General features: G+C 64.9%; 16 protein-coding genes. 4 read left to right on the top strand and 12 right to left on the bottom strand.

The window, feature by feature from the left end; all coding sequences use genetic code 11:
* Positions 1 to 71 precede the first annotated feature (71 nt).
* Entirely contained in the window at positions 72 to 983 is a 912-nt protein-coding gene (locus ABIC75_RS12285; RefSeq protein ID WP_354014139.1) for a hypothetical protein, read from the top strand.
* A gap of 76 nt (positions 984 to 1,059) precedes the next feature.
* Here the strand turns inward: ABIC75_RS12285 and ABIC75_RS12280 are convergent, their stop codons facing one another.
* The 5 genes from ABIC75_RS12280 to ABIC75_RS12260 all read right to left on the bottom strand — a co-directional run bounded on the left by ABIC75_RS12280 (position 1,060) and on the right by ABIC75_RS12260 (position 5,732).
* On the bottom strand, positions 1,060 to 1,962 hold the full coding sequence (locus ABIC75_RS12280) for a DUF4097 family beta strand repeat-containing protein (RefSeq protein ID WP_354014138.1): 903 nt from the start codon (positions 1,960 to 1,962) through the stop codon (positions 1,060 to 1,062).
* A gap of 19 nt (positions 1,963 to 1,981) precedes the next feature.
* Positions 1,982 to 2,425, bottom strand: coding sequence for a hypothetical protein (locus tag ABIC75_RS12275; protein WP_354014137.1), 444 nt, complete (start codon positions 2,423 to 2,425; stop codon positions 1,982 to 1,984).
* Complete coding sequence (locus ABIC75_RS12270; protein WP_354014136.1) at positions 2,422 to 2,973, bottom strand: RNA polymerase sigma factor; 552 nt, start codon at positions 2,971 to 2,973, stop codon at positions 2,422 to 2,424. Before ABIC75_RS12270 ends, ABIC75_RS12275 begins: the two co-directional genes overlap by 4 nt.
* A 160-nt stretch (positions 2,974 to 3,133) precedes the next feature.
* Complete coding sequence (locus tag ABIC75_RS12265) at positions 3,134 to 4,915, bottom strand: phosphoenolpyruvate carboxykinase (GTP) (protein WP_354014135.1); 1,782 nt, start codon at positions 4,913 to 4,915, stop codon at positions 3,134 to 3,136.
* A gap of 238 nt (positions 4,916 to 5,153) precedes the next feature.
* Positions 5,154 to 5,732 carry a TetR/AcrR family transcriptional regulator gene (locus ABIC75_RS12260; protein ID WP_354014134.1) on the bottom strand — a complete coding sequence of 193 codons (579 nt, stop codon included), beginning with the start codon at positions 5,730 to 5,732 and terminating at the stop codon, positions 5,154 to 5,156.
* A gap of 126 nt (positions 5,733 to 5,858) precedes the next feature.
* On the opposite strand from ABIC75_RS12260, the gene ABIC75_RS12255 reads away from it, so the two are divergent.
* From ABIC75_RS12255 to ABIC75_RS12245, 3 genes are all read left to right on the top strand, one after another.
* Positions 5,859 to 6,749, top strand: a complete 891-nt coding sequence (locus ABIC75_RS12255) for an alpha/beta fold hydrolase (RefSeq protein WP_354014355.1) — start codon at positions 5,859 to 5,861, stop codon at positions 6,747 to 6,749.
* Between the two features lie 51 nt (positions 6,750 to 6,800).
* Complete coding sequence (locus ABIC75_RS12250) at positions 6,801 to 9,272, top strand: acyl-CoA dehydrogenase (protein WP_354014133.1); 2,472 nt, start codon at positions 6,801 to 6,803, stop codon at positions 9,270 to 9,272.
* A gap of 234 nt (positions 9,273 to 9,506) precedes the next feature.
* Complete coding sequence (locus ABIC75_RS12245; RefSeq protein WP_354014132.1) at positions 9,507 to 9,977, top strand: hotdog fold domain-containing protein; 471 nt, start codon at positions 9,507 to 9,509, stop codon at positions 9,975 to 9,977.
* A 1-nt stretch (position 9,978) separates the two neighbouring features.
* Here ABIC75_RS12245 and ABIC75_RS12240 read toward each other — a convergent pair whose 3' ends face one another.
* From ABIC75_RS12240 to ABIC75_RS12210, 7 genes are all read right to left on the bottom strand, one after another.
* Positions 9,979 to 10,974 (bottom strand): diguanylate cyclase domain-containing protein, encoded by a 996-nt coding sequence (locus tag ABIC75_RS12240; protein ID WP_354014131.1) that lies wholly within the window; start codon positions 10,972 to 10,974, stop codon positions 9,979 to 9,981.
* The gene (locus ABIC75_RS12235; protein ID WP_354014130.1) at positions 10,971 to 11,540 is read right to left on the bottom strand and encodes a chemotaxis protein CheB; all 570 of its coding nucleotides are present in this window, start codon (positions 11,538 to 11,540) and stop codon (positions 10,971 to 10,973) included. The genes ABIC75_RS12240 and ABIC75_RS12235 overlap by 4 nt, the downstream gene beginning before the upstream one ends.
* Before the next feature lie 2 nt (positions 11,541 to 11,542).
* Positions 11,543 to 12,412, bottom strand: coding sequence for a CheR family methyltransferase (locus tag ABIC75_RS12230; protein ID WP_354014129.1), 870 nt, complete (start codon positions 12,410 to 12,412; stop codon positions 11,543 to 11,545).
* Positions 12,409 to 16,074 (bottom strand): response regulator, encoded by a 3,666-nt coding sequence (locus tag ABIC75_RS12225; protein ID WP_354014128.1) that lies wholly within the window; start codon positions 16,072 to 16,074, stop codon positions 12,409 to 12,411. Before ABIC75_RS12225 ends, ABIC75_RS12230 begins: the two co-directional genes overlap by 4 nt.
* Before the next feature lie 91 nt (positions 16,075 to 16,165).
* On the bottom strand, positions 16,166 to 17,083 hold the full coding sequence (locus ABIC75_RS12220) for a CPBP family intramembrane glutamic endopeptidase (RefSeq protein ID WP_354014127.1): 918 nt from the start codon (positions 17,081 to 17,083) through the stop codon (positions 16,166 to 16,168).
* Positions 17,084 to 17,314: 231 nt separating this feature from the next.
* Positions 17,315 to 18,916 carry a peptide chain release factor 3 gene (locus ABIC75_RS12215; protein WP_354014126.1) on the bottom strand — a complete coding sequence of 534 codons (1,602 nt, stop codon included), beginning with the start codon at positions 18,914 to 18,916 and terminating at the stop codon, positions 17,315 to 17,317.
* Positions 18,917 to 19,049: 133 nt separating this feature from the next.
* Complete coding sequence (locus tag ABIC75_RS12210; RefSeq protein ID WP_354014125.1) at positions 19,050 to 20,219, bottom strand: fatty acid desaturase family protein; 1,170 nt, start codon at positions 20,217 to 20,219, stop codon at positions 19,050 to 19,052.
* Between the last annotated feature and the right edge of the window lie 42 nt (positions 20,220 to 20,261).

The following is a 20,261-nucleotide window of genomic DNA, read 5'->3' as shown; positions in this document are numbered from 1 at the left end:
TAGACCTAACTCGTCTCTGGGAGGGGGCGATTTCGTTCCTGACCTACGGTATCGCGGGGGTTTTCGCGTTCATGCGTCGTCTGTTCTTGTCATTGCCATTGCTGTTCATGCCGTTTGTCGCGGCAGGGCAGAGTGCGGCCAATGATTCCTACAGCGCCGCTGGACGCTTGCTGTCGCAGACGCCTGAGACTTCGCAGGCCGCCTCCAACGGCGTGCCGCTGTGGCGTGGCGCCGATGGCCATTGGCTGGCGCTGCAGTCGAACAGCGATACGTTGGCCGCCTCGCAGCAGGATTCGCCCCTGCAGTTCCGCGCCGTCGATTCGGCGACCGTGCAGTCCTCCGATATCCGCTATGGCATCGCACCGAACCTGCAGGCGCATGTGGGTGTGAGCGAGCGCAACTGGGCGAACAACCAGGCGCCGCGCATCATCGGCAGCGAAGTGGGTGCCACGTACAGCGATGGCCGCTATTCGCTGGGCCTGAGCGTGGGTACCGATAATGTGCAGGGCGCCGCCACGCTGCCGCGCCTGTTGCCTGGCGCCATGCCGGGCGTCAACGGCCTTTCGGGTTTCGACGGCAGCACGCAGGTCAACGCGCGCGGCCGCTTTGCACTCGACGGCAAGAGCGGCATTGATCTGGGCGCAAGCGTCGGTCGTGTGCGTCTGCTGCCGGGCAATGTGCTGGGCGTGAATGCGCTCGACCAGAAGGCCGTGAGCTTCGGCGTCGATCGTGGTCCGTTGAGCGGCAGCATCGTGGGTCGCACCATGGCGCCGGAAGCGGGCGTCCCAGGTGGCGCCGGCTACAACCCGGACCGCCGCTGGAACAGCATCGATCTCGGCGTGACCTGGCGCCTGCCGTGGCAGGGTCAGTTGAGCATTGGCGCGCAGAACTTGTGGTCGTCGGGCAATGGTGTGAATACGCCAGCGGGTCCGGAGCCTGATCAGTCGCGCACGCCGTACGTGCAATATCACCAGGATCTCTGAGTCGCGCCGGTTCCATCGGACGCACCATGAAAAACGCCGGGCGCTGCCCGGCGTTTTCGTTTGACGCGTTGGCGAATCAATCCTGGCGTCGGATGCGCAGATCGCCGCTGAAAGTTTCCACATTCATCTTGGCGCCGCCTGCACCGACGGTGGTCTGCAGGTCGCTGCCTGGACCATGTTCCGGTTTCTTCACCGTGCCGAAGTCGCTGCGCAGGTCGCCGCTGAAGGTCGAGGCCTTGATCACGGCCGAGAGATTGGACGGCACCTGGATCTGCACGTCGCCGCTCATGCTGTCGACATCGTAGGCGCCGTTGGGCGCGACACCACCGGACAGCTGCACGTCGCCCGACACGGTGCTCAGATTGAGTTTCCGCCACGGGCCGCCATTGACGCGGATGCGGCCGGAGACGGTCTGCAGGCTGGCCTCGGCGCCCACGTTCGGCGCGAGAATGTCGCCGCTCACCGTCTGCAGGTTCACCCTGTCCGCGCTGCCGGCCAGCTCGATGCTGCCGCTGACGGCGTCGGCATCGATGCTGGGCGAGCGTGCATTGATGCGCGCCTTGCCGCTGACCGTGTTGACCTTGATGGTGCCGCCCTCGATGCCGTCGATGTTCATCGGTGCGCTGACCACGTCCACGTCCAGCGATGCGCCCTTGGGTACGCGCACATCCAGCGTGGTGGAGCCCATCGAAGTGTCGCTGCCCCAGTTCAACCAGCCGGACTTGCCCGCCGATTCCACCTTGATGCTCATGCTGCTGTTGCTGCCTTCGATGGCCAGCGGCTTGGCGCCGTCGCCGAGGCGGCCGGTGACCTGTACCTGGTTACGATCCCAGGCACTCACGGTGACCTCGCCCTTGACGTTGCTGATGCTCACGTGCGCGTTGGGCGACGCGTCGTGGCTGAGGTTGATGGGCGTGTCGGCCAAGGCCTGGCCGATCGACAGGCTGAGCAGGAGTGGGATGACGCGTGCGGTTTTCATGGTGAAGGCTCCGCTGGACTCAACCAGCCTGGTGTTCCATCTGACGCAGTTGCGATTGCTGTTTCTGGGTACGCATAAGCAGGCGTTGCAGCGCCGGCGAGTCGGGTGCCTGCTCCATGGCCTGGCGCAGCTCCATGTTGGCGGCATCGAGTTCCACCGCCGCGCCGGCAAGGCGCGGGTCGTTCGGGCGCCAGCGGCCCACATCTGTGGTGCTGACGGTGGCATTGGTGAGCGTGCGGTCGCGCAGATGCACGGCCAGGCTGCCGGCGAACAGCGACAGGCCGACGAAGCTGGCCGCGATCAGCCAGTTGTGCGGCTGGCGCCATGCCCGCCGCGCCGTGGGCGCGGTCGTCTTTCCGTCGGCTGCATCCAGGGCCGCATCGATGCCGGCCCACAGGTCGCGGCGTGGCGATACCGGTTCGCGCAAGGCGCGTGTCTGGCGGAGCCATTCAAATTCGTTCATGAGCGTTCTCCCAAAACTTTCCGCAGCAGGCCGCGTGCGCGATGCAATTGCGCCTTGGACGAGCCCACTGCCATGCCGAGTTCGGCACCAATCTCCTCGTGTCGCCAACCTTCCACGTCGTGCAGCACCAAAACGGCGCGCGCTCGGGGAGGCAGTTTGCCGATCGCACGTTCCAGTTCGTCGCGTTCGGCGGCGCAGAAAGGCGTTTCGCCATGATCGGGGAGGTTGTCCTCGTCCATCACGGTGACCGGATCCGAACCGCGCGAGCGGATGTCCATCAACGCGACATTCACCGCCAGGCGGTACAGCCATGTACCAAACGCGCTATCGCCACGAAAACCGGACAACTTCTGCCACGCACGTACGAAAGCCTCCTGCGTGAGATCTTCGGCACGCGCGTGGTCGTAACCGGCCAGGCGAAGCACGGCGCCGTACACGCGATCCACATGGGCACGGTAGAGGCGATGGAATGCCTGGCGATCACCGTCGGCGGCCGCCCGGACGTCGTCCATGTCGTGGGGGTCCGCGGCGGGCGCTGGCGGCGGCATCGTGGTTCCGGTGGCGGGGCAGGCTGCGATCATCTTGCCAGCTTGGATGCGCCAAAGCGTGGCAAGGTTTAGAGGAGGTTTTGTAGCCCGACTGCAAGCGACCGGAGGAGGCCGCCGCAAAGGTCCCGCCGGCCGCATGGGGCCGGCGGGCATGGCGTCGTCAGGAGGCGACGGCCGTGCGCGGCGTCACGGCCGCATCGTGCAGCGCCTTGGCGACGCGCTGCTGTTCGTCGTGCAGCTCGGTCGGCATGCGCTCGCCGAAGCTGTCCAGGTATTCGCCGATAGCCGCCAGTTCCGCGGTCCAGCCGGCGTGGTCGACGTGGAACAGCGTGTCGATCGTGGCGCGATCGAGCTGCAGGTCGTCGAGCTCGATCTCGCCTGCCTTGGGCAGGGTGCCGATGGGCGTGTGGTTGCCAGCGGCGCGGCCTTCCACGCGATCGATCATCCACTGGAGCACGCGCAGGTTGTCGCCGAAGCCCGGCCACAGGAAACGACCGTCCTCGCCCTTGCGGAACCAGTTGACGTGGAAAATCTTCGGCAGCTTCGCGCCCGGCTGGTCGAACGACAGCCAGTGACGGAAGTAGTCACCGTAGTGGTAGCCGGCGAACGGCTTCATGGCCATCGAGTCGCGGCGAAGCACGCCAACGGCTCCGGTGGCGGCGGCGGTGGTTTCCGAGCCCATGGCGGCACCGACCAGCACGCCGTGCTTCCAGTCCTTCGCCTCGAACACCAGCGGGATGAGTGACGGACGACGGCCACCGAACACGATGGCGCTGATCGGCACGCCCTGCGCATCCTCGGCGCGCGGCGACCATGTCGGGCACTGCTTGGCGCTCACGGTGAAGCGCGAGTTGGGATGCGCTGCCGGACCATTCGCCGGGTCATACGGACGCCCCTGCCAATCAGTGACCGGCGTGCCCGGCAGGCCTTCCCACCACGGCTGGTTATCGGCGGTGACAGCGACGTTGGTGAAGATGGTGTCGCGCGCGATGGTCGACAGCGCGTTCGGGTTGGTGGCATCGCTGGTGCCCGGCGCCACGCCGAAGTAACCCGCTTCCGGGTTGATGGCGTATAGACGTCCATCCGCACCCGGGCGCATCCAGCAGATGTCGTCGCCCACGGTCCACACCTTCCAGCCGTCCTGGCGGTAAGCCTCCGGCGGAATGAGCATGGCGAGGTTGGTCTTGCCGCAGGCCGACGGGAACGCCGCGGCGATGTAGTGCGTTTCGCCCTGCGGGTTCTCGATGCCCACGATCAACATGTGCTCGGCCAGCCAGCCCTCGGACTTGGCCTGGTAGCTGGCGATGCGCAGCGCGTGGCACTTCTTGCCGAGCAGCGCATTGCCGCCGTACCCGGAGCCGTACGACTTGATGGTCAGCTCCTCGGGGAAATGCATGATGAAGCGACGCTCCGGATCGAGCTCGCCGGTGGAGTGCAGCCCCTTCACGAACGTGCCTTCGCGCTCGATGCGCGCCTGCGCGGCGGCGCCCATGCGCGTCATGGTGCGCATATTGGCGACCACGTACGGGCTGTCGGTGATTTCCACGCCGCAGCGCGCGAGTGGGGAGTCGATGGGGCCCATGCAGTACGGGATGACGTACATGGTGCGGCCTTCCATGCAGCCGTCGAACAGCGCGTCCATCTTGGCGTGCGCGTCGGCGGGCGCCATCCAGTGGTTGTTCGGACCGGCGTCTTCCTCGGTCTTGGTGCACACGAAGGTGAGGTGTTCGACGCGGGCCACGTCGGACGGGCTCGAGCGATGCAGGTAGCAGCCCGGATGGGTCTGCTGGTTCAGCTCGATCAGGTCGCCGGTTTGCAGCATCTGCTGCACCAGCTGCTGGTACTCGGACTCCGAGCCGTCGCACCAATGGATCTTTGCGGGACGGGTCAGCGCCGCGACCTCATCAACCCAGCGCTGCAGCGCTGCCAGCTTGCTCGACATCGTTTCCTCACTCTGGTCTTAAGCCAAAAAAGAGTAGAAACGCTAACTTACGTGTACTGGCATGGCAAGGTTCGACGCAGCAAAATGCAACTGGGCGCACCCCGAAATCACTGCCCAACCCGATAGTTACAGATGCAACTGCAGACCACTTTGCCAGGTGGACTACCAGTGGCTAGGTGCCATAAAAAAACGCCGCCCGAGGGCGGCGTTCGTGCAAATGATGGTGCCTGACGAAAGGTCAGGCCGGCGTGAGCGTGCGGATCATGTGCTCGACGTAGGCATCGAATTCGTCGTGGCTGATGCGCGGCAGGCCCAGCGTGAAGTTGAGCTGCAGGAAACCCACATAAGCCGCGTAGGTGAGGCGGGCGCGGTTGAGCGCTTCGTCCGGCGCCAGGCCGGCCTCGCGGTAGATGTTGGTGAGGAATTCCATGCGGCGCTGCGAGACGCGCGCCATCACCGGCACCACCTGCGGATGGTCCAGCGCCTTCAGCAGCGCGGCATAAACGCGATGAGGGGCGATTTCGTGCGCCACGCGGCGGAACAGTTCCGGCAGGCGCGCGCGCGGATCGGGCATGGCCTCGATCTGGCTGATCACCTCTTTCTCGCCGTATTGCTCCCAACGCTCCAGCGCCGCCTGCAACAGGGCTTCACGGGTGCGGAAATGCCAGTAGAAGCTGCCCTTGGTGACGCCGAGCTGGCGTGCCAGCGCTTCGACAGCCAGGGCGCCGACGCCCTGATCGGCGATCAGCCTGAGGGCGGCGTCCTCCCAATCCTCGGCGGAAAGGCGGGTGCGTTCGGGTTTGGCGCTTGCATTCATACGAGTATGGTAGCCCCTGCCGACGGCTTTGCAATTGGCGTTGCGGCAAGTCGTTGAATCGGCGGGGACTCCCCTTGCCGCAGCGCATATTGACGCAGCCATTTGTTGCGATCCATACTCATGCGTATGGTATCGACACCCTCTATCGAGAAGACTCTCACCCACGTCACGGCCGTGGATGGCCTGACGCTGGCCCTTGAAGTTCGCCAGCCGTCGGGTCATCCGACGTTGCTGTTCGCCCATGGTTTCGGCCAGACGCGTGGCGCCTGGCGCAGCACGGCGGAGGCGCTTGCGGACGAGGGTTTCCGCTGTGTCACCTTCGATGCCCGCGGCCATGGCGAGAGCGGCCATGTGGCCGGCGGCGACTACCACATGGAGCAATTCGTCGGCGATCTGCGCCTGTTGGCCCACGCCGAACTGCGCAAGCCGATCCTGGTCGGCGCATCGATGGGCGGACTGCTGGGACTGGTGATCGCGGGCGAGATCGATCCTGACGCTTTCCGCGCCCTCGTGCTGGTGGATATCACGCCGCGCTGGGAAACCAAGGGCGTGGAACGCATCCTTGCCTTCATGCAGGCGCATCCCGATGGCTTTGCGAGCTACGCGCAGGCCGCCGAGGAAATTGCCAAGTACCTGCCACATCGCGCCGAGCGCAAGACAGAAGACCAGTTGCGACCACTGATGCGCGAGGGCGACGACGGCCGACTGCGCTGGCACTGGGACCCGGCCCTGCTCAATGGCCTCGTCAGCGAGAGCGAGCGTTACCAGCCGCGCCTGATGTCGGCCGCGGCGAAGGTGCGCGTGCCGGTGTTGCTGTTGTCGGGTGGTCGCAGCGACGTGGTGTCGCGCGATACCGTCGATGAATTCCTGCAACTGGTGCCGCACGCCGAGCACGTGGAATTGCCGCGCGCCACGCACATGGTGGCGGGTGACGCCAACGACGCATTCACCCGCGAGATCGCACGATTCGTAGGCCAGCTTTCTTCCACCGATCGCAGCGATGCGGTCACGGCATGAGCCGATGAAATCCCTGTTCCACCAAGACGTCATTCGTAACGAGGTGTTTGGATGTCCGTGATATTGACCCTGCTGGCGGCGCTGATTGCGACCGGCGCCTCTGCCTACCACCGCAGCAGCCTGCGCACGTGGGCGATCGCCACGGTGATCACCACCGTCGTGGTCGGCCTGATGGCCGGCGCGCCGTGGACAATCTTCTTCCTGGTGGTGATCGAGCTGGCCATCGCCGTGCCGCTGCTGATGGATGGCTTCCGTCGCAAGCAGATCAGCGCGCCGCTGCTGAAAATCTTCGCCAAGGTGACGCCCAAGCTTTCCGAAACCGAACAGACCGCGCTGGAAGCGGGCACGGTGGGTTTCGAGGGCGAGCTGTTCTCCGGCAAGCCCGACTGGCATGAGCTGCTCAAGCAGCCCAAGCCCGAGCTGAGCGTGGAAGAGCAGGCGTATCTCGATGGTCCCGTGGAAGAACTCTGCGGCATGATCGACGACTGGCAGATCACCCACGAACTGGCCGACCTTCCGCCAGACGTCTGGGCCTTCATCAAGAAGAACAAGTTCTTCGGCATGATCATTCCGAAGTCGTACGGCGGTCTCGGCTTCTCGGCGCTGGCGCATTCGGCCGTGCTGCAGAAGCTGGCGACGATGTCGGCAACAGTGGCTTCCACCGTCGCCGTACCCAACTCGCTTGGCCCGGCGGAACTGCTGCTTCATTACGGCAGCGACGAGCAGAAGAATCACTATCTGCCGCGCCTTGCCATCGGCGAAGAAATTCCCTGCTTCGCGCTCACCGGCCCGTATGCCGGTTCCGACGCCACGTCGATCACCGACTTCGGTGTCGTGTGCAAGCAGGTGGTCGATGGCGTCGAAACGCTGGGCATGAAGCTCACCTTCGACAAGCGCTACATCACGCTGGCGCCGATTGCGACGGTGGTGGGCTTGGCCTTCCGTCTGTACGACCCGGAGAAGCTGCTGGGCGACAAGGAAGACCTCGGCATCACGCTCGCGCTGCTGCCGCGTTCGACGCCGGGCCTGGAAATCGGCCGTCGCCATTTCCCGCTCAACATCCCGTTCCAGAACGGTCCGCTGCATGGCAAGGACGTGTTCGTGCCGATGTCGGTGCTGATTGGTGGCCCGCACATGGCCGGCCACGGCTGGCGCATGCTGGTGGAATGCCTTTCCGTGGGCCGCGCCATTTCGCTTCCGTCCAACGCGACGGGTGGCGTGCGTGCGGCCGTTGCCGCAACGGGCGCCTATGCGCGCATGCGCAAGCAGTTCGGTCTTTCCATCGCCCGCTTCGAAGGCGTGGAAGAAGCACTCGCTCGCATCGGTGGCCTGACCTATGCCACGGCTGCGCTGTCGCGCGCCACGGCGGCGGCGGTGGATCGCGGCGAGAAGCCGGCGGTGCCGTCGGCGATTGCCAAGTACCACGCCACCGAGTGGGGCCGCACCATCGCGGGTGACGCACTCGACGTGCACGGCGGCAAGGGCGTGCAGTTGGGGCCGAAGAACTACGCGGGCCGCGCATGGCAGGGCGTGCCTATCGCCATCACGGTGGAAGGCGCGAACATCATGACGCGCAGCCTGATGATCTTCGGACAGGGCGCCATCCGCTGCCATCCATACGTGCTGAAGGAAATGCAGGCGCTGTCGATCCCCGAGTATGGCGATCGCCTGAAGGCTTTCGATCGCGCGCTGTTCGGCCACATCGGCTTCGGCATCTCCAATGCGGTGCGTGCGTTCACGCTGGGCCTCACCGGTTCGCGCATCGGCGACACCGCGGGCGATGCGTACGTGCGCCGCTACTACCGCAAGCTCAATCGCTACTCGGCCGCGCTCGCGCTGTGCGCCGATACGTTCATGGGCGTGCTGGGCGGCAAGTTGAAGTTCAAAGAGAAACTGTCGGCGCGTCTTGGCGACGTGCTGAGCTATCTCTACATTGCCAGCGCCATGCTCAAGCGCTACGAAGACACCGGCCGTCCGGAAGCGGATCGCCCGCTGCTGGCGTGGGCGTTCCATGAATGCATGTGGCGCATCCAGACCTCGCTTGACGGCGCTATCCGCAACTTCCCGGTGAAGCCGGTGTCGTGGTTGCTGCGCGTATTGGTGTTCCCGTGGGGCCGTCGCGAAGTGCCGCCGTCCGACCGCCTGGGTCGCCGCGTCGCCGCCATCATCACCGCGCCGGGCGAAGCACGCGATCGCCTCACCGAATGGACGTACCTCACGCCCACCGCGAACAACACCATCGGCCGCATGAATGCGTTGCTGCCGGACGTGATCGCGGCCGAGCCGGTGGAACGCAAGTTCGGCAAGGCGCAGAAGTCGGGCCAGTTCAAGTCGCACGACTACGTGGGCCAGCTCACCGAAGCCATGCAGGCTGGCGTGATCAACACCGCCGAGTTCGAACTCCTCAAGCGCGTGCGCGAAGGCGTGTTCGAGTTCATCTCGGTGGACGATTTCGATCCGTCGGAACTGGGTGCCGCCGTGACGCGCGCCGACCGCAACAAGAAACTGGCCGACGCGGCTTGATGGGATGGCGAGGTTCCGTTGTTGACGGAGCCTCGCCTTTTCGCTGGCGCGCGTATTGCGCTGAAGGCACTGGATCCCAGCGTTCGCTGGGATGACGGTGAGGGACGACCGCGCAACGGTGAAGCGAAAGCAGGTCTTGCTCGTCATCCCAGCGAACGCTGGGATCCAGCGACTTCCCAATCCGACGCTCCATCCTGGCAACACCCCCTGCGCATCACTCAAAGGAATGCCACGGTGAACCAAGCGCTCTCCCTCTATCGCCGCCTTGTGTCTCTCCCCGGTGGCCGCTGGCTTTATGGACGCCTGATCTGCTTCAAAGCACCTTACTTCGCCACCATCGCGCCGCGTTTTCTCGCGCTGGAACCTGGGCGCTGCGAAGTCGCCATTCGCGACCGCCGCCGCGTGCACAACCACATCGGCACCGTGCACGCCATTGCCCTGTGCAATGCCGCCGAACTCACGGCCGGCATGATGACCGACGTGACCATTCCTTCGAGCATGCGCTGGATTCCCAAGGGCATGACGGTGGAATACCTGGCCAAGGCCAAGGGCACGCTGGTGGCATTGGCCGAGCCCGAGTCGCCGGCGCGGGAAGCGTCCAGCGGCTATGCGTGGCCGGTGTTGGTGAAGGTGCGCAACGAAGCAGGCGAGGATGTGTTCCGCGCCCGTATCGACATGTGGGTCTCGCCGCGCAAAGCGGCTTGATTCAAGCTGCCATCACGCAGCAGTTCTTGCCGCCATCCTTGGCCTGGTAGAGCGCACGGTCAGCGGCCTGGATCAGGTCTTCGTCGGCCTGTCCGTCACCCTTCCAGATCGCCACGCCAATGCTTGCACTGACGGCGGCCTCGAACGCGCCGTGGCGTCCTTCGAGTGGATAGGGCGCGGCGAGGGCTACGCCGATTTCTTCGCAGCGGCGCATCAGCAGTGCCTCATCCGACACGTCTTCGAGGATCAGCGCGAATTCGTCGCCGCCTAGGCGAGCGACCGTGTCATTGCTGCGAACCTGGTCGCCGAGTCGTTCCGCGATGGCCTTGAGCAAGGCATCGCCGGCCGGATGACCGTGGTTGTCATTCACGCCCTTGAAGCCGTCGATGTCGAGCATGGCCAGCGCAAAGCCGGGCCCGTGCCGTGGCACGCGTTGCATGGCGGTCAACAGGCGGTCGTGGAACAGCGTGCGGTTGGGCAACCCGGTGAGCATGTCGTGCGTGGCCTGGTGGCGGATCTGCGCCTCGATGCGGCGACGCTCGGTGATTTCCGAGTTGAGCTGATCGTTGCGTTCCTCCAGTTCGGCCAGCGTGGATTTGAGCGCGGCGCGTGCACGGTAGAGCTCGAGAAATACACGCACCTTCGACTGCAGGATCATGTCGTTGATGGGCTTGGCGATGTAATCCACCGCACCGAAGTGATAGCCGCGCACACGGTTGATGTCGTCCGCATAGGCCGCGGTGACGAAAATGATCGGCGTCTCGCGCAGCTTCTCGTCTTCGCCGATCAGGAACGCCACTTCGAAGCCGTCCATCTCGGGCATGTTCACGTCGAGCAGGATCAGCGCGAACTCGTTGTCCAGGCAAAGCGCCAGCGCCGCGTTGCCATTGTCGGCTTCGTAGAGTTCGGCGCCGCTGTCAGCGAGCAGGTGCCGCATGGCGACGAGATTGGCCGGCGTATCGTCGACGACAAGGATCTTGGGGGCTGGCAGGTTCATGGCAGGCATAGGCGATTGAGCAGCGGCGCGATGGCCGCCAGGGGAAGGCAATGATCCGCGCCGGCGCGTTCGAGCGCGGCGGCAGGCATGGTGGGCACTTCGGCATCCGAGGGCTCCTGCACGATGGCCAGTCCCCCGTCCTGCCGCACGTGAAGGAGTCCGTCCGCGCCGTCGCTGTTCGCGCCGGTGAGCACGATGCCGATCAGCGCCTCGCGATAGGCCTCGGCGGCGGATTCGAACAACACGTCGATGGACGGCCGCGCGAAGCTGACGCGCTGGTCCACCGACAACGCAAAGCGCCGGCTGGTTTCCACCAGCAGGTGATAACCGCTGGGCGCCACGTGGATGACGCCGCCGCGCATCGGTGCGCGTTCGCGTGCTTCTTCCACCGGCAGCGTGGCGTGCTTGGCCAGCAGTTCGCACAACAGATCGACCGTGGCCGAGCCGGTGTGGCAGCACACGGCAATCGGCTGGGGCAGGGCGGGGTCGAGGCCGGCGAGCAAGTGTTCCAGCGCCGTCAGCCCTCCCGCCGAACAACCGATCACGATCGCCTGTGGCGTGGCCATGTCTATTCCTTGCCCGCGTTGCGCGACCCCAGGCGATAGATGCGGCGTGCCGCATCCACCGGCGTGAAGTCGGTGGCCGAAGGCGCGAAGTCCAGGCTTTCGCGCGTGCCGAGGCAGAGAAAGCCGCCGCGCACCAGGCTGTCGCGAAAGAGTGCGAGCGTGCGGTCCTGCAGCGGATCGGAGAAATAGATCAGCACGTTGCGGCACAGCACCAGGTGCGCTTCGCAGAACACTTCGTCGGTGACCAGGTTGTGGTTGGCGAAGATCACGTTGCGGCGCAACCGCTGGTCCAGCTTGATCAGCTCGTAGCGCGCGCTGTAGTAGTCGGCCAGCGTGTGGCTGCCGCCCGCGGCGAGATAGTTGCGCGACCACAGCTGCGCCTCTTTCGCTGGGTAGATGCCTTCCTGCGCGTGCTTCAAGGCCGCCTCGTTGAAATCGGTGGCGTAGATCTGCGTGCGTTCGTACAAGCCTGCTTCTTCCAGCAGGATGGCCAGCGAATAGACTTCCTGCCCGTGCGCGCAGCCGGCCTGCCAGACATTGATCTGCGGGTAGGAGGCGAGCACGGGAAACACCTGCTCACGCAGCGCCTTGAACACGTCCGGGTCGCGGAACATCTCCGACACCGGTACCGACAGGCCTTCCAGTACCAGTGGCAGGAAATCCGGCTCGTGCAGCAAGCGGGTGGTGAGCGCGCTCACCGTGTCGGCGTGATGCGCATGCGCCAGCTGCAACACGCGCCGCCGCAGCGACGCGGGTGCGTACTGGGTGAAGTCGTAGCCGTGACGCAGCTTGAGCGCCCGCACGAACAGCTCGATCTCGATGTCCTCGAGCGCTGTATCGGTCGCTTTCGCCTTGCTGGCGGCCTTGCTCATCGATGCAGCCACACGTGCATCATCGACGACAGCTTGTCGATGTCGATGGGCTTGGACAGATAGTCGTTGGCACCCGCCTCGAGGCACTTCTCGCGATCGCCGCGCATGGCCTTGGCCGTGAGCGCGATGATGGGCAGCTTGGCCAGGCGCGGTTGCGCGCGGATCTCGCGGATCGTGTCGTAGCCGTCCATCACCGGCATCATCACGTCCATCAGCACCAGTTCGATGTCGTCGCTGTCGGCCAATGCCTTGAGCGCCTTCAGGCCGTCCTGCGCCATCGTCACGTGCATGCCCCAGCCACGCAGCACCTTGGACAGCGCGAACAGGTTGCGCATGTCGTCATCCACCAGCAGCACCTTGCGGTTGAGCAGTTCGCCGGCGTCAGGCGCGGGCGACGGCGCCGCCACTGCTACCGCCACGCCACCAGCTACCTGACGCGCGCGCCCGCCCTGGATGCTGTGCAGGAACAGGCTCACCTCGTCGAGCAGGCGCTCGGGCGAACGCGCGCCCTTGATCACGATGCTGTCCGTGTACTGGCGCAACTTGAGGCTTTCCTCGCGACTCAATTCGCGTCCGGAATACACCACCACTGGCGGAATGCTGCCGCTGGCGGAGAGCTGCTCAAGGAATTCGACGCCTGACATGCCAGGCAAACCCAGGTCGAGCACGATGCAGTCGTAACGGGTATGGGCCATGCGTTCCAGCGCTTCCTCGGCGCTGCCGGCTTCCTCGATGGTGACTTCGTCGTTGCGCAACAGCGTGCGCATGGCGGCGCGCGAATCGGCGTCGTCATCGACGATCAGCAGGTGACGCATGCGGCCTTCGGCAAAATGCAGCAGGCGATCGAACGCCTCGCCAATGGCTTCGCGGCTGACCGGCTTGGTGAGGAAGCCCACGGCGCCGAGATCGCGGCCGCGGTTGGCCTCGTCCACGGCGGAGATGAAGTGCACGGGCACGTGCCGCGTGGCTGCGTTTTCCTTCAGGCGCTCGATCACCGTCCAGCCGTCCATGCCCGGCAGCATCACGTCGAGCAGGATGCCGGTGGGACGATAGCGCGTCGCCAGCTGCAAGCCCGATTCGCCATCCGCCGCGGCGAGCACGCGATAGCCCTTGCGACGAACCATGTCGGCGAGGATGCGTGCGAACACCGGGTCGTCCTCAATGATGAGAATGGCGGTGTCGCTTGCGGTTATCTCTTCGCGATCGTCCTCGATGGTTTCTGGAAGCAGCGCCGACGTCATGGCGGGGCGCGCCGAGGGCGTCGCGGTTGCGGTGGCCGGCGCGTACGTGGCAGCCGCGCCGGACGGCCCCTGCAGCGGCAACAGGATGGTGAAGGTGCTGCCGTGGCCGACATCGCTGTGCAACAGGATGTCGCCGTCGAGCAACTCGGCGATGCGCTTGGAAATGGTCAGGCCCAGGCCCGTGCCGCCGTACTGGCGGCTGGTGCTGGCGTCGACCTGCTCGAACGCCTGGAAGATCTTCTGCGCTTTCTCCGGCGGAATGCCGATGCCCGTGTCGGTGACCGCAATGGCGATCACATCCTTGCCCTGCAGCGACGGCGGTAACGCAACGGCGGCGGAAGGACGCCCGATGTGCACCGTCACCGAACCCTGGCGCGTGAACTTGAACGCGTTGCCGATCAGGTTGTTGGCCACCTGCTCGAGCTTGGTGGCATCGGTGCGCAAGGTTTCGGGAAGGCCCGGGTCGATCTTCACGATGAAGTCGAGCTGCTTGTCCTGTGCCACGTGGTTGAAGGTACGCTTGAGCGCGCGTTCCAGATCCGCCAGCGGGAAATCGTCCAGCACCACGTCCATCTTGCCGGCCTCGACCTTGGACAGGTCGAGGATGTCGTTGATGAGGCGCAGCAGGTTGCTGCCGGAATCGTGGATGATGCGCGCCGACTCCACCTGTTCGCCGTCGAGGTTGCCTTCGCGGTTGTCGGCGAGGCTGCGCGAGAGGATCAGCAGGCTGTTGAGCGGCGTGCGCAACTCGTGCGACATGTTGGCGAGGAACTCGGACTTGTACTGGCTGGCCCGCGCCAGCTCTTCCGCCTTCTCCTGCGTCTCGCGCTGCAGGGTTTCCAGCACCAGCTTCTGTTGGTTGAGCGTGTCGGTCTTCTGGCGCAGCTCCTCGTTGGAGGCCTGCAGTTCCTCGGTCTGCACGCGCAGTTCTTCTTCCGACGCGAGCAGGCGTTGCGATTGCTCCTGCAACTCGTGCGTCTTCGCGTTGAGTTCTTCGTTGGTGACCTGCAGGTCCTGCTGTTGGCGACGCAAGGTTTCTTCCGACGCACGCAGCTCGTCAGCCTGTTCGCTGGTGCGCTGGAGCAGGTCCTGCGTGCGGATCGCGCGGCCGAGGTTTTCCAGTGACAGCGCAGCAATCGGCAACAGCTCGTTCAACAGGCGCTGCTGCGGCTCGGTGAAATGGTGGAAGCTGGCCAGCTCCAGCACGCCCAGCAGCTTGTCGCGCAGCAGCAGCGGCAACACGGTGACGGCGCGCGGCGAGGCTTCGCCGCTGCCCGAATGGATGCGCACGTAATCGTCGGGCACGTCCTGCAGCGTGATGGGCTTGCGTTCCAGCGCGCTCTGGCCGACCAGCCCCTCGCCCAGCGCGTATTCGGTGCTTAGGTGGCGACGCTGCTGGTAGCCGTAGCTGCCCTGCAGGCGCAGGCGGCGGTCCTGTTCGTCAAAACGGTAGAACACGCCCACGCCGCATTCGAGCAGCGGGCCCAGCGTGCCGGTGAGCTGCTCGGCGAACTCGCGCTCGGTTTCCACTTTTTGCAGGTCGCTGGCGATCTGCGAGACCTGCGTCTTCACCCAGGTCTGCGCCGCGGTTTCGATGGACATCTGCTTGAACACCTGCAGCGCGCGGGCGATCTCACCGATCTCGTCGCGGCGCTCCAGCTGGCGGATTTCCACCGTGTGGTCATGTTCGGCCAGGCGCGTCATCAGGTCGGTCATGCGGCGAATGGGCCGCGTGACGAGGCGGAAGGTCATGTACACCACCGAGCCGCCGAGCAGCAGGCTCAGCATCATGGTGATCCAGGTGATGGCGCGCACTTCCCGCACGTCGCGCTCTTGCGTGGCCTTGCGTTCGTCCAGGAGCCCGGCTTCGGTGTTGTCCATCTCCTTGAGCACACCGAGAATATCGGCCACGAAAATCGTGCGACGGGCCAGGTAACTGGTTTGAACGCGTGCGCGTTCCATCGCCGCTTCGCCGGCATCGCTCGCATGGATCGCCTGCATCGGCTCGATGCCGTTCTGCAGCGCGTCTTTCTGCCATTGGCCGGCCATCGACTCGATGCGATCGATGCGGGTCTGCTGCAGCGGGTTGTCGTTGGTCAGGCTACGCAGCTTTTCCAGATCAGCGGCCAGCGCCGCGTTTGCCTGCTGATGTGCAGCCAGCTCCGGGCCTTCCGGGTTGAGCAGGTACCCACGCAGCGCCATCTGGCTGGCCTGCAGGTGTTCGATCACATCGTCGAGCCTGGCGCGCACGTCGTACGTGTGCCTGGACCATTGCGCGCTCGTGTCCTGTCGGGCAAGCGATTGCAGGCTGACCACGCCGCAGATCACGAACAGCAGCACGAGGGTGCCGATCGCGACCAGGATTTTCTGCTGCATCGGCTGGTGGGCCAGCCAGGAATAGCGGGTTTTCGGGGCGGCCATACGTCTTCACAGTTTTTAGGCCTGGCAATCCTGCCAGGCCGGGGCGGTTCCCATCAGGGTATCCGCAGTTTTGTGAAGGCGGTAGCTGACGTTAGGCGGTATGGATCGCGGCCCGGCGCCAGGCCGGCGGCACGATGGTGCCGCGCCGTATCGCCACGATGAGCAGTAGTGCCGAGCAGGCCGAACAGACGATCAGCGCCACCACCGATGCCTCGGCGCCGAACACGCCGCCGCTCAGCCAGTCCGGGCCGGTGCGGCTGGACACCAGCCAGCCGTGTGCCTCCGTGCCCGACACGGGAATGCCGAATACTGTGCCCTGCATCACGTTCCATGCTGCGTGCAGGCCGATGCAAGGCCATAGCGAACGGGTCACGTGATAGAGCAGGGCCAGCAGCACGCCGGCTTCGATGGCGATGGCCAGTGAACTCCACATGCTGGCGCCCGGATTGAAGATATGGGCTGCGCCGAACAGAACCGCCGAGATGACCAGGGCCGACCACGTACCCAGTCCCTCTTCGGTGATGCGGAATATTACGCCGCGCGTGCAGATCTCTTCGTCGATGGCGGCGGCCAAACCAGTGGTGAGCACTGCCGGCAGCCAGTTCACCGCGGCATCGGTACCGCTGACGTGGTAGATGCCGCCGAGCCACAGCACAAGCACCACGATGCTCATCAGCAGCGCGCCACCGACCAGCCCGATAGTGCCCAGTCGGGGAATATCACGCGGGTCCAGCTCGTCCATGCTTCGCCGCTCCACCGCCTTGACCAGCACGGTGTAGGCAAGGATGGAGGGAATCAAGCGAATCGCCGCATAGGCGAGGGCGCGGGTCAGCAAAGACGTGCCTGCATCCAGTGCGCCGGAGGCGCCGATCACGACGGAGGCCATCTTGAGCAGCACCAGATAGAGCGCCACGAAAAAGACGATGCGGCCGACGGGCGAGAGCACCACCCAGCGTTGCCACGGTGTGGCACTCGCAGGCGTGGTGAAGGCGATCTGTGCGGCTGGCATAAGTGGTATCCCCCTGGTGATGAGGGGAGGGTAGCAGTGGGGTGGGAGCTTGTTACAGGGGCAGGGTTTTGTCGCGCACAAGTGCGCTCCCACAAAAGCTCATCAAGCTCACCGTCATTCCCGCGAAAGCGGGAATCCCGCGCCTTTTCATGGTGCGGGAAGGCACTGGATTCCCGCTTTCGCGGGAATGACGTGAGGGAGTCGCTGGTTAGCTGAGTGCTTGAACGCGTTTTACAGATCGAGCGACGTCGCGTGCTCGCGTGTGGCAGAGAAGCGGACGGCGGGCGAACGCTCCTGCGCCAGCTGCAGGTTCACGCGCGACGGCGCCAGATACACCAGCTCGCCGGCTGCATCGATGGCCAGGTTGTTGGCGTTCTTCTCGCGGAATTCCTCGAGCTTCTTCGCGTCGTCGCAATGGATCCAGCGTGCGGTGGCCACGGTGACCGGCTCGAAGCTGGCGTCCACGCCGTATTCGTCCTTCAGGCGATAGGCCACCACGTCGAACTGCAGTACGCCGACCGCGCCGAGGATCAGGTCGTTGCTCATCAGCGGGCGGAAGAACTGGGTGGCGCCCTCTTCGGACAGCTGCGCAAGGCCTTTCTGCAATGCCTTCATCTTCAGCGGATCGCGCAGGCGCGCACGGCGGAACAATTCCGGTGCGAAGTTGGGGATGCCGGTGAAGCTGACCATCTCACCTTCGGTGAAGGTGTCGCCGATGCCGATGGTGCCGTGGTTGTGCAGGCCGATCACGTCGCCGGGATAGGCGCTTTCCACGATTTCGCGGTCGCTCGCCATGAAGGTGAGCGCGTTGGCGATGCGCACGTCCTTGCCGGTGCGCGTCTGCATCATCTTCATGCCGGCGCTGTACGTGCCCGAGCAGACGCGCATGAAGGCGATGCGGTCGCGGTGCGCCGGGTCCATGTTCGCCTGGATTTTGAACACAAAGCCGGTGAGCGCTTCCTCTTCCGGTTTCACTTCGCGCGACAGCGTGGCGCGCGAACGCGGCGACGGCGCGTGCTCCACGAAGAAATCCAGCAGCAGCTGCACGCCGAAGTTGTTCACCGCCGAACCGAAGAACACGGGCGTGAGCTTGCCGGCCAGGTATTGCTCGATGTCGAACGGATGCGAGGCGCCCTGGACCAGTTCCAGTTCGTCGCGCAGTTCGTTGAGAGCTTCGCTGCCGATCATTTCCTCAAGGCCCGGTGCGTCAAGGCCCTTGAAGATGGTGGAATCCTGGCGCGTGAAGTTCTTGCCCTGCTCGAACACGTGCACCTCGTCGAGCAGCAGGTGATACACGCCCTTCAGGCGCTTGCCCATGCCGATCGGCCAGGTGAGCGGCGCGCAGGCGATGCCGAGCACCGATTCCACTTCGTCCAGCAGTTCGATCGGCGAACGGCCTTCGCGGTCGAGCTTGTTGATGAAGGTCATGATGGGCGTGTCGCGCAGGCGGCACACCTCCATCAGTTTGATGGTGCGCTCTTCCACGCCCTTGGCGCAGTCGATCACCATCAGCGCCGAGTCCACTGCGGTGAGCACGCGGTAGGTGTCTTCGGAGAAGTCCGCGTGGCCTGGCGTGTCGAGCAGGTTGACGATGCGGCCCTCATACGGGAACTGCATCACCGACGAGGTCACCGAGATGCCGCGCTCCTTTTCCAGCGCCATCCAGTCGGACGTCGCATGGCGCGCGGCCTTGCGGCCCTTCACCGAGCCGGCCATCTGGATGGCACCGCCGAACAGCAGCAGCTTTTCGGTCAACGTGGTCTTGCCCGCGTCAGGGTGGCTGACGATGGCGAAGGTGCGGCGGCGGCGGGTTTCGGTGAGATGCGTGGACATTCAGGCGAATCGGCAGGAAGGCTAGCCGCCAATGATAGCGTGGAACGGCCCGCCAGCCGGGTTTGGCGACAGCAAGACCTTGTGTCGCCTGGGTTTTGGCGGGCCGGGTCGGGCCCACGGGCACGCCTGGCGGTCAGTTCTGCGCCAGCGGCTCCAGCACCAGCGGAGCCGGCATGGCATCGGGCCTGCCCATGCGCCGCAGCCATCGATAGTGCGAGGCCAGGCCAGCGCCAAAGGAGCGGTTGGCGTGGTAGGGCACGCCGTATTCGCGGCACGTCGCTTCAACCACGCGCGAAATGGCCGGGTAGTGGATGTGGCAGATGCGCGGAAACAGATGGTGCTCCACCTGGAAATTCAGGCCACCAACGAGCCAGGTGATCACGCGGCTGTCGCGCGAGAAATTCGCCGTGGTTTCCAGCTGGTGGATCGCCCAGGGCGTGTTCATGCGTCCTGGTTCGCTGGGCGCAGGGAAGGCGGCTTCTTCCACCGCGTGCGCCAACTGGAACACCAGTGCCAGCTGCAGGCCCGCCACCACGGCGACCACGCCGTAGCAAAGCAGCACCGCGCCCAGCGAATGGAACATCAGCGGCAAGCCCAAAGCGAGGGTGAAGAACACCAGTTTGCCGATGACGAAGACCGCCAGATCCTTGCCGCGCGGCCGCGGGAAGCGTCGCTTGCCGATGGTGCCGGTGATGACGTCGCGGAAGTCGTCGTGCAGATGCCAGCTCACCACGGTCAAGCCGTAGAGCGCCCATAGGTAGATGTGTTGCCACCGATGATGCGCATACCGCTTCTGCTGCGGCGAGAACCGCGCCAGCGCGCCGAGGTTGATGTCGCTGTCATAGCCGTCGATGTTCACGTAGGTGTGGTGGAAATGCGCGTGCTTCCAGTGCCACACGTAGGAACTGCCGCCGACCAGGTCCAGCGTCATGGCCATGCACTTGTTTATCCAGCGGCGCTCCGAAAACGCCTGATGGCCGGCATCGTGCTGGATGTTGAAGCCGATCTGAGCAGTCGCCACGCCAAGCACAATGCTGATCAGCAAGCCCTGCCACCACGTGGCCGCGAAAAACACCAGCAACACATACGACGCCATGAAGGTCGCGAGGATGATCGCCGTCTTCAAGTAGATGCGTGCACCATCGCGCTGCTTTTGTCCGCTGTGCTTGAAATGAGCCTCCACGCGCCGTCGCAGCTCACGTTGAAACACGTTGTCGCCGTTGAACTTGAGCCGATCCGTGGTGGCATCTGCATGCGAGGATCGAGCGGCGTCAGCCACTCGATGGGAGGACTCAGGGGACATGCGATGCACTCGGGGGTAAGTGAGTGCATGCTAGCGGATGCA

This window comes from Dyella japonica, assembly GCF_040545895.1.
Lineage (GTDB): Bacteria > Pseudomonadota > Gammaproteobacteria > Xanthomonadales > Rhodanobacteraceae > Dyella > Dyella japonica_D.
Note: the sequence above shows the minus strand (reverse complement) of the source record. Positions and strands in the feature narration are given on the sequence as shown.

What these genes read in the sequence shown, in the direction of transcription:
- ABIC75_RS12285 (WP_354014139.1), top strand. Translation starts at nt 72, where the DNA reads ATGCGTCGTCTGTTCTTGTCATTGCCATTGCTGTTCATGCCGTTTGTC.
- ABIC75_RS12280 (WP_354014138.1), bottom strand. Translation starts at nt 1,962, where the DNA reads ATGAAAACCGCACGCGTCATCCCACTCCTGCTCAGCCTGTCGATCGGC.
- ABIC75_RS12275 (WP_354014137.1), bottom strand. Translation starts at nt 2,425, where the DNA reads ATGAACGAATTTGAATGGCTCCGCCAGACACGCGCCTTGCGCGAACCG.
- ABIC75_RS12270 (WP_354014136.1), bottom strand. Translation starts at nt 2,973, where the DNA reads ATGCCGCCGCCAGCGCCCGCCGCGGACCCCCACGACATGGACGACGTC.
- ABIC75_RS12265 (WP_354014135.1), bottom strand. Translation starts at nt 4,915, where the DNA reads ATGTCGAGCAAGCTGGCAGCGCTGCAGCGCTGGGTTGATGAGGTCGCG.
- ABIC75_RS12260 (WP_354014134.1), bottom strand. Translation starts at nt 5,732, where the DNA reads ATGAATGCAAGCGCCAAACCCGAACGCACCCGCCTTTCCGCCGAGGAT.
- ABIC75_RS12255 (WP_354014355.1), top strand. Translation starts at nt 5,859, where the DNA reads ATGGTATCGACACCCTCTATCGAGAAGACTCTCACCCACGTCACGGCC.
- ABIC75_RS12250 (WP_354014133.1), top strand. Translation starts at nt 6,801, where the DNA reads ATGTCCGTGATATTGACCCTGCTGGCGGCGCTGATTGCGACCGGCGCC.
- ABIC75_RS12240 (WP_354014131.1), bottom strand. Translation starts at nt 10,974, where the DNA reads ATGAACCTGCCAGCCCCCAAGATCCTTGTCGTCGACGATACGCCGGCC.
- ABIC75_RS12235 (WP_354014130.1), bottom strand. Translation starts at nt 11,540, where the DNA reads ATGGCCACGCCACAGGCGATCGTGATCGGTTGTTCGGCGGGAGGGCTG.
- ABIC75_RS12230 (WP_354014129.1), bottom strand. Translation starts at nt 12,412, where the DNA reads ATGAGCAAGGCCGCCAGCAAGGCGAAAGCGACCGATACAGCGCTCGAG.
- ABIC75_RS12225 (WP_354014128.1), bottom strand. Translation starts at nt 16,074, where the DNA reads ATGGCCGCCCCGAAAACCCGCTATTCCTGGCTGGCCCACCAGCCGATG.
- ABIC75_RS12220 (WP_354014127.1), bottom strand. Translation starts at nt 17,083, where the DNA reads ATGCCAGCCGCACAGATCGCCTTCACCACGCCTGCGAGTGCCACACCG.
- ABIC75_RS12215 (WP_354014126.1), bottom strand. Translation starts at nt 18,916, where the DNA reads ATGTCCACGCATCTCACCGAAACCCGCCGCCGCCGCACCTTCGCCATC.
- ABIC75_RS12210 (WP_354014125.1), bottom strand. Translation starts at nt 20,219, where the DNA reads ATGTCCCCTGAGTCCTCCCATCGAGTGGCTGACGCCGCTCGATCCTCG.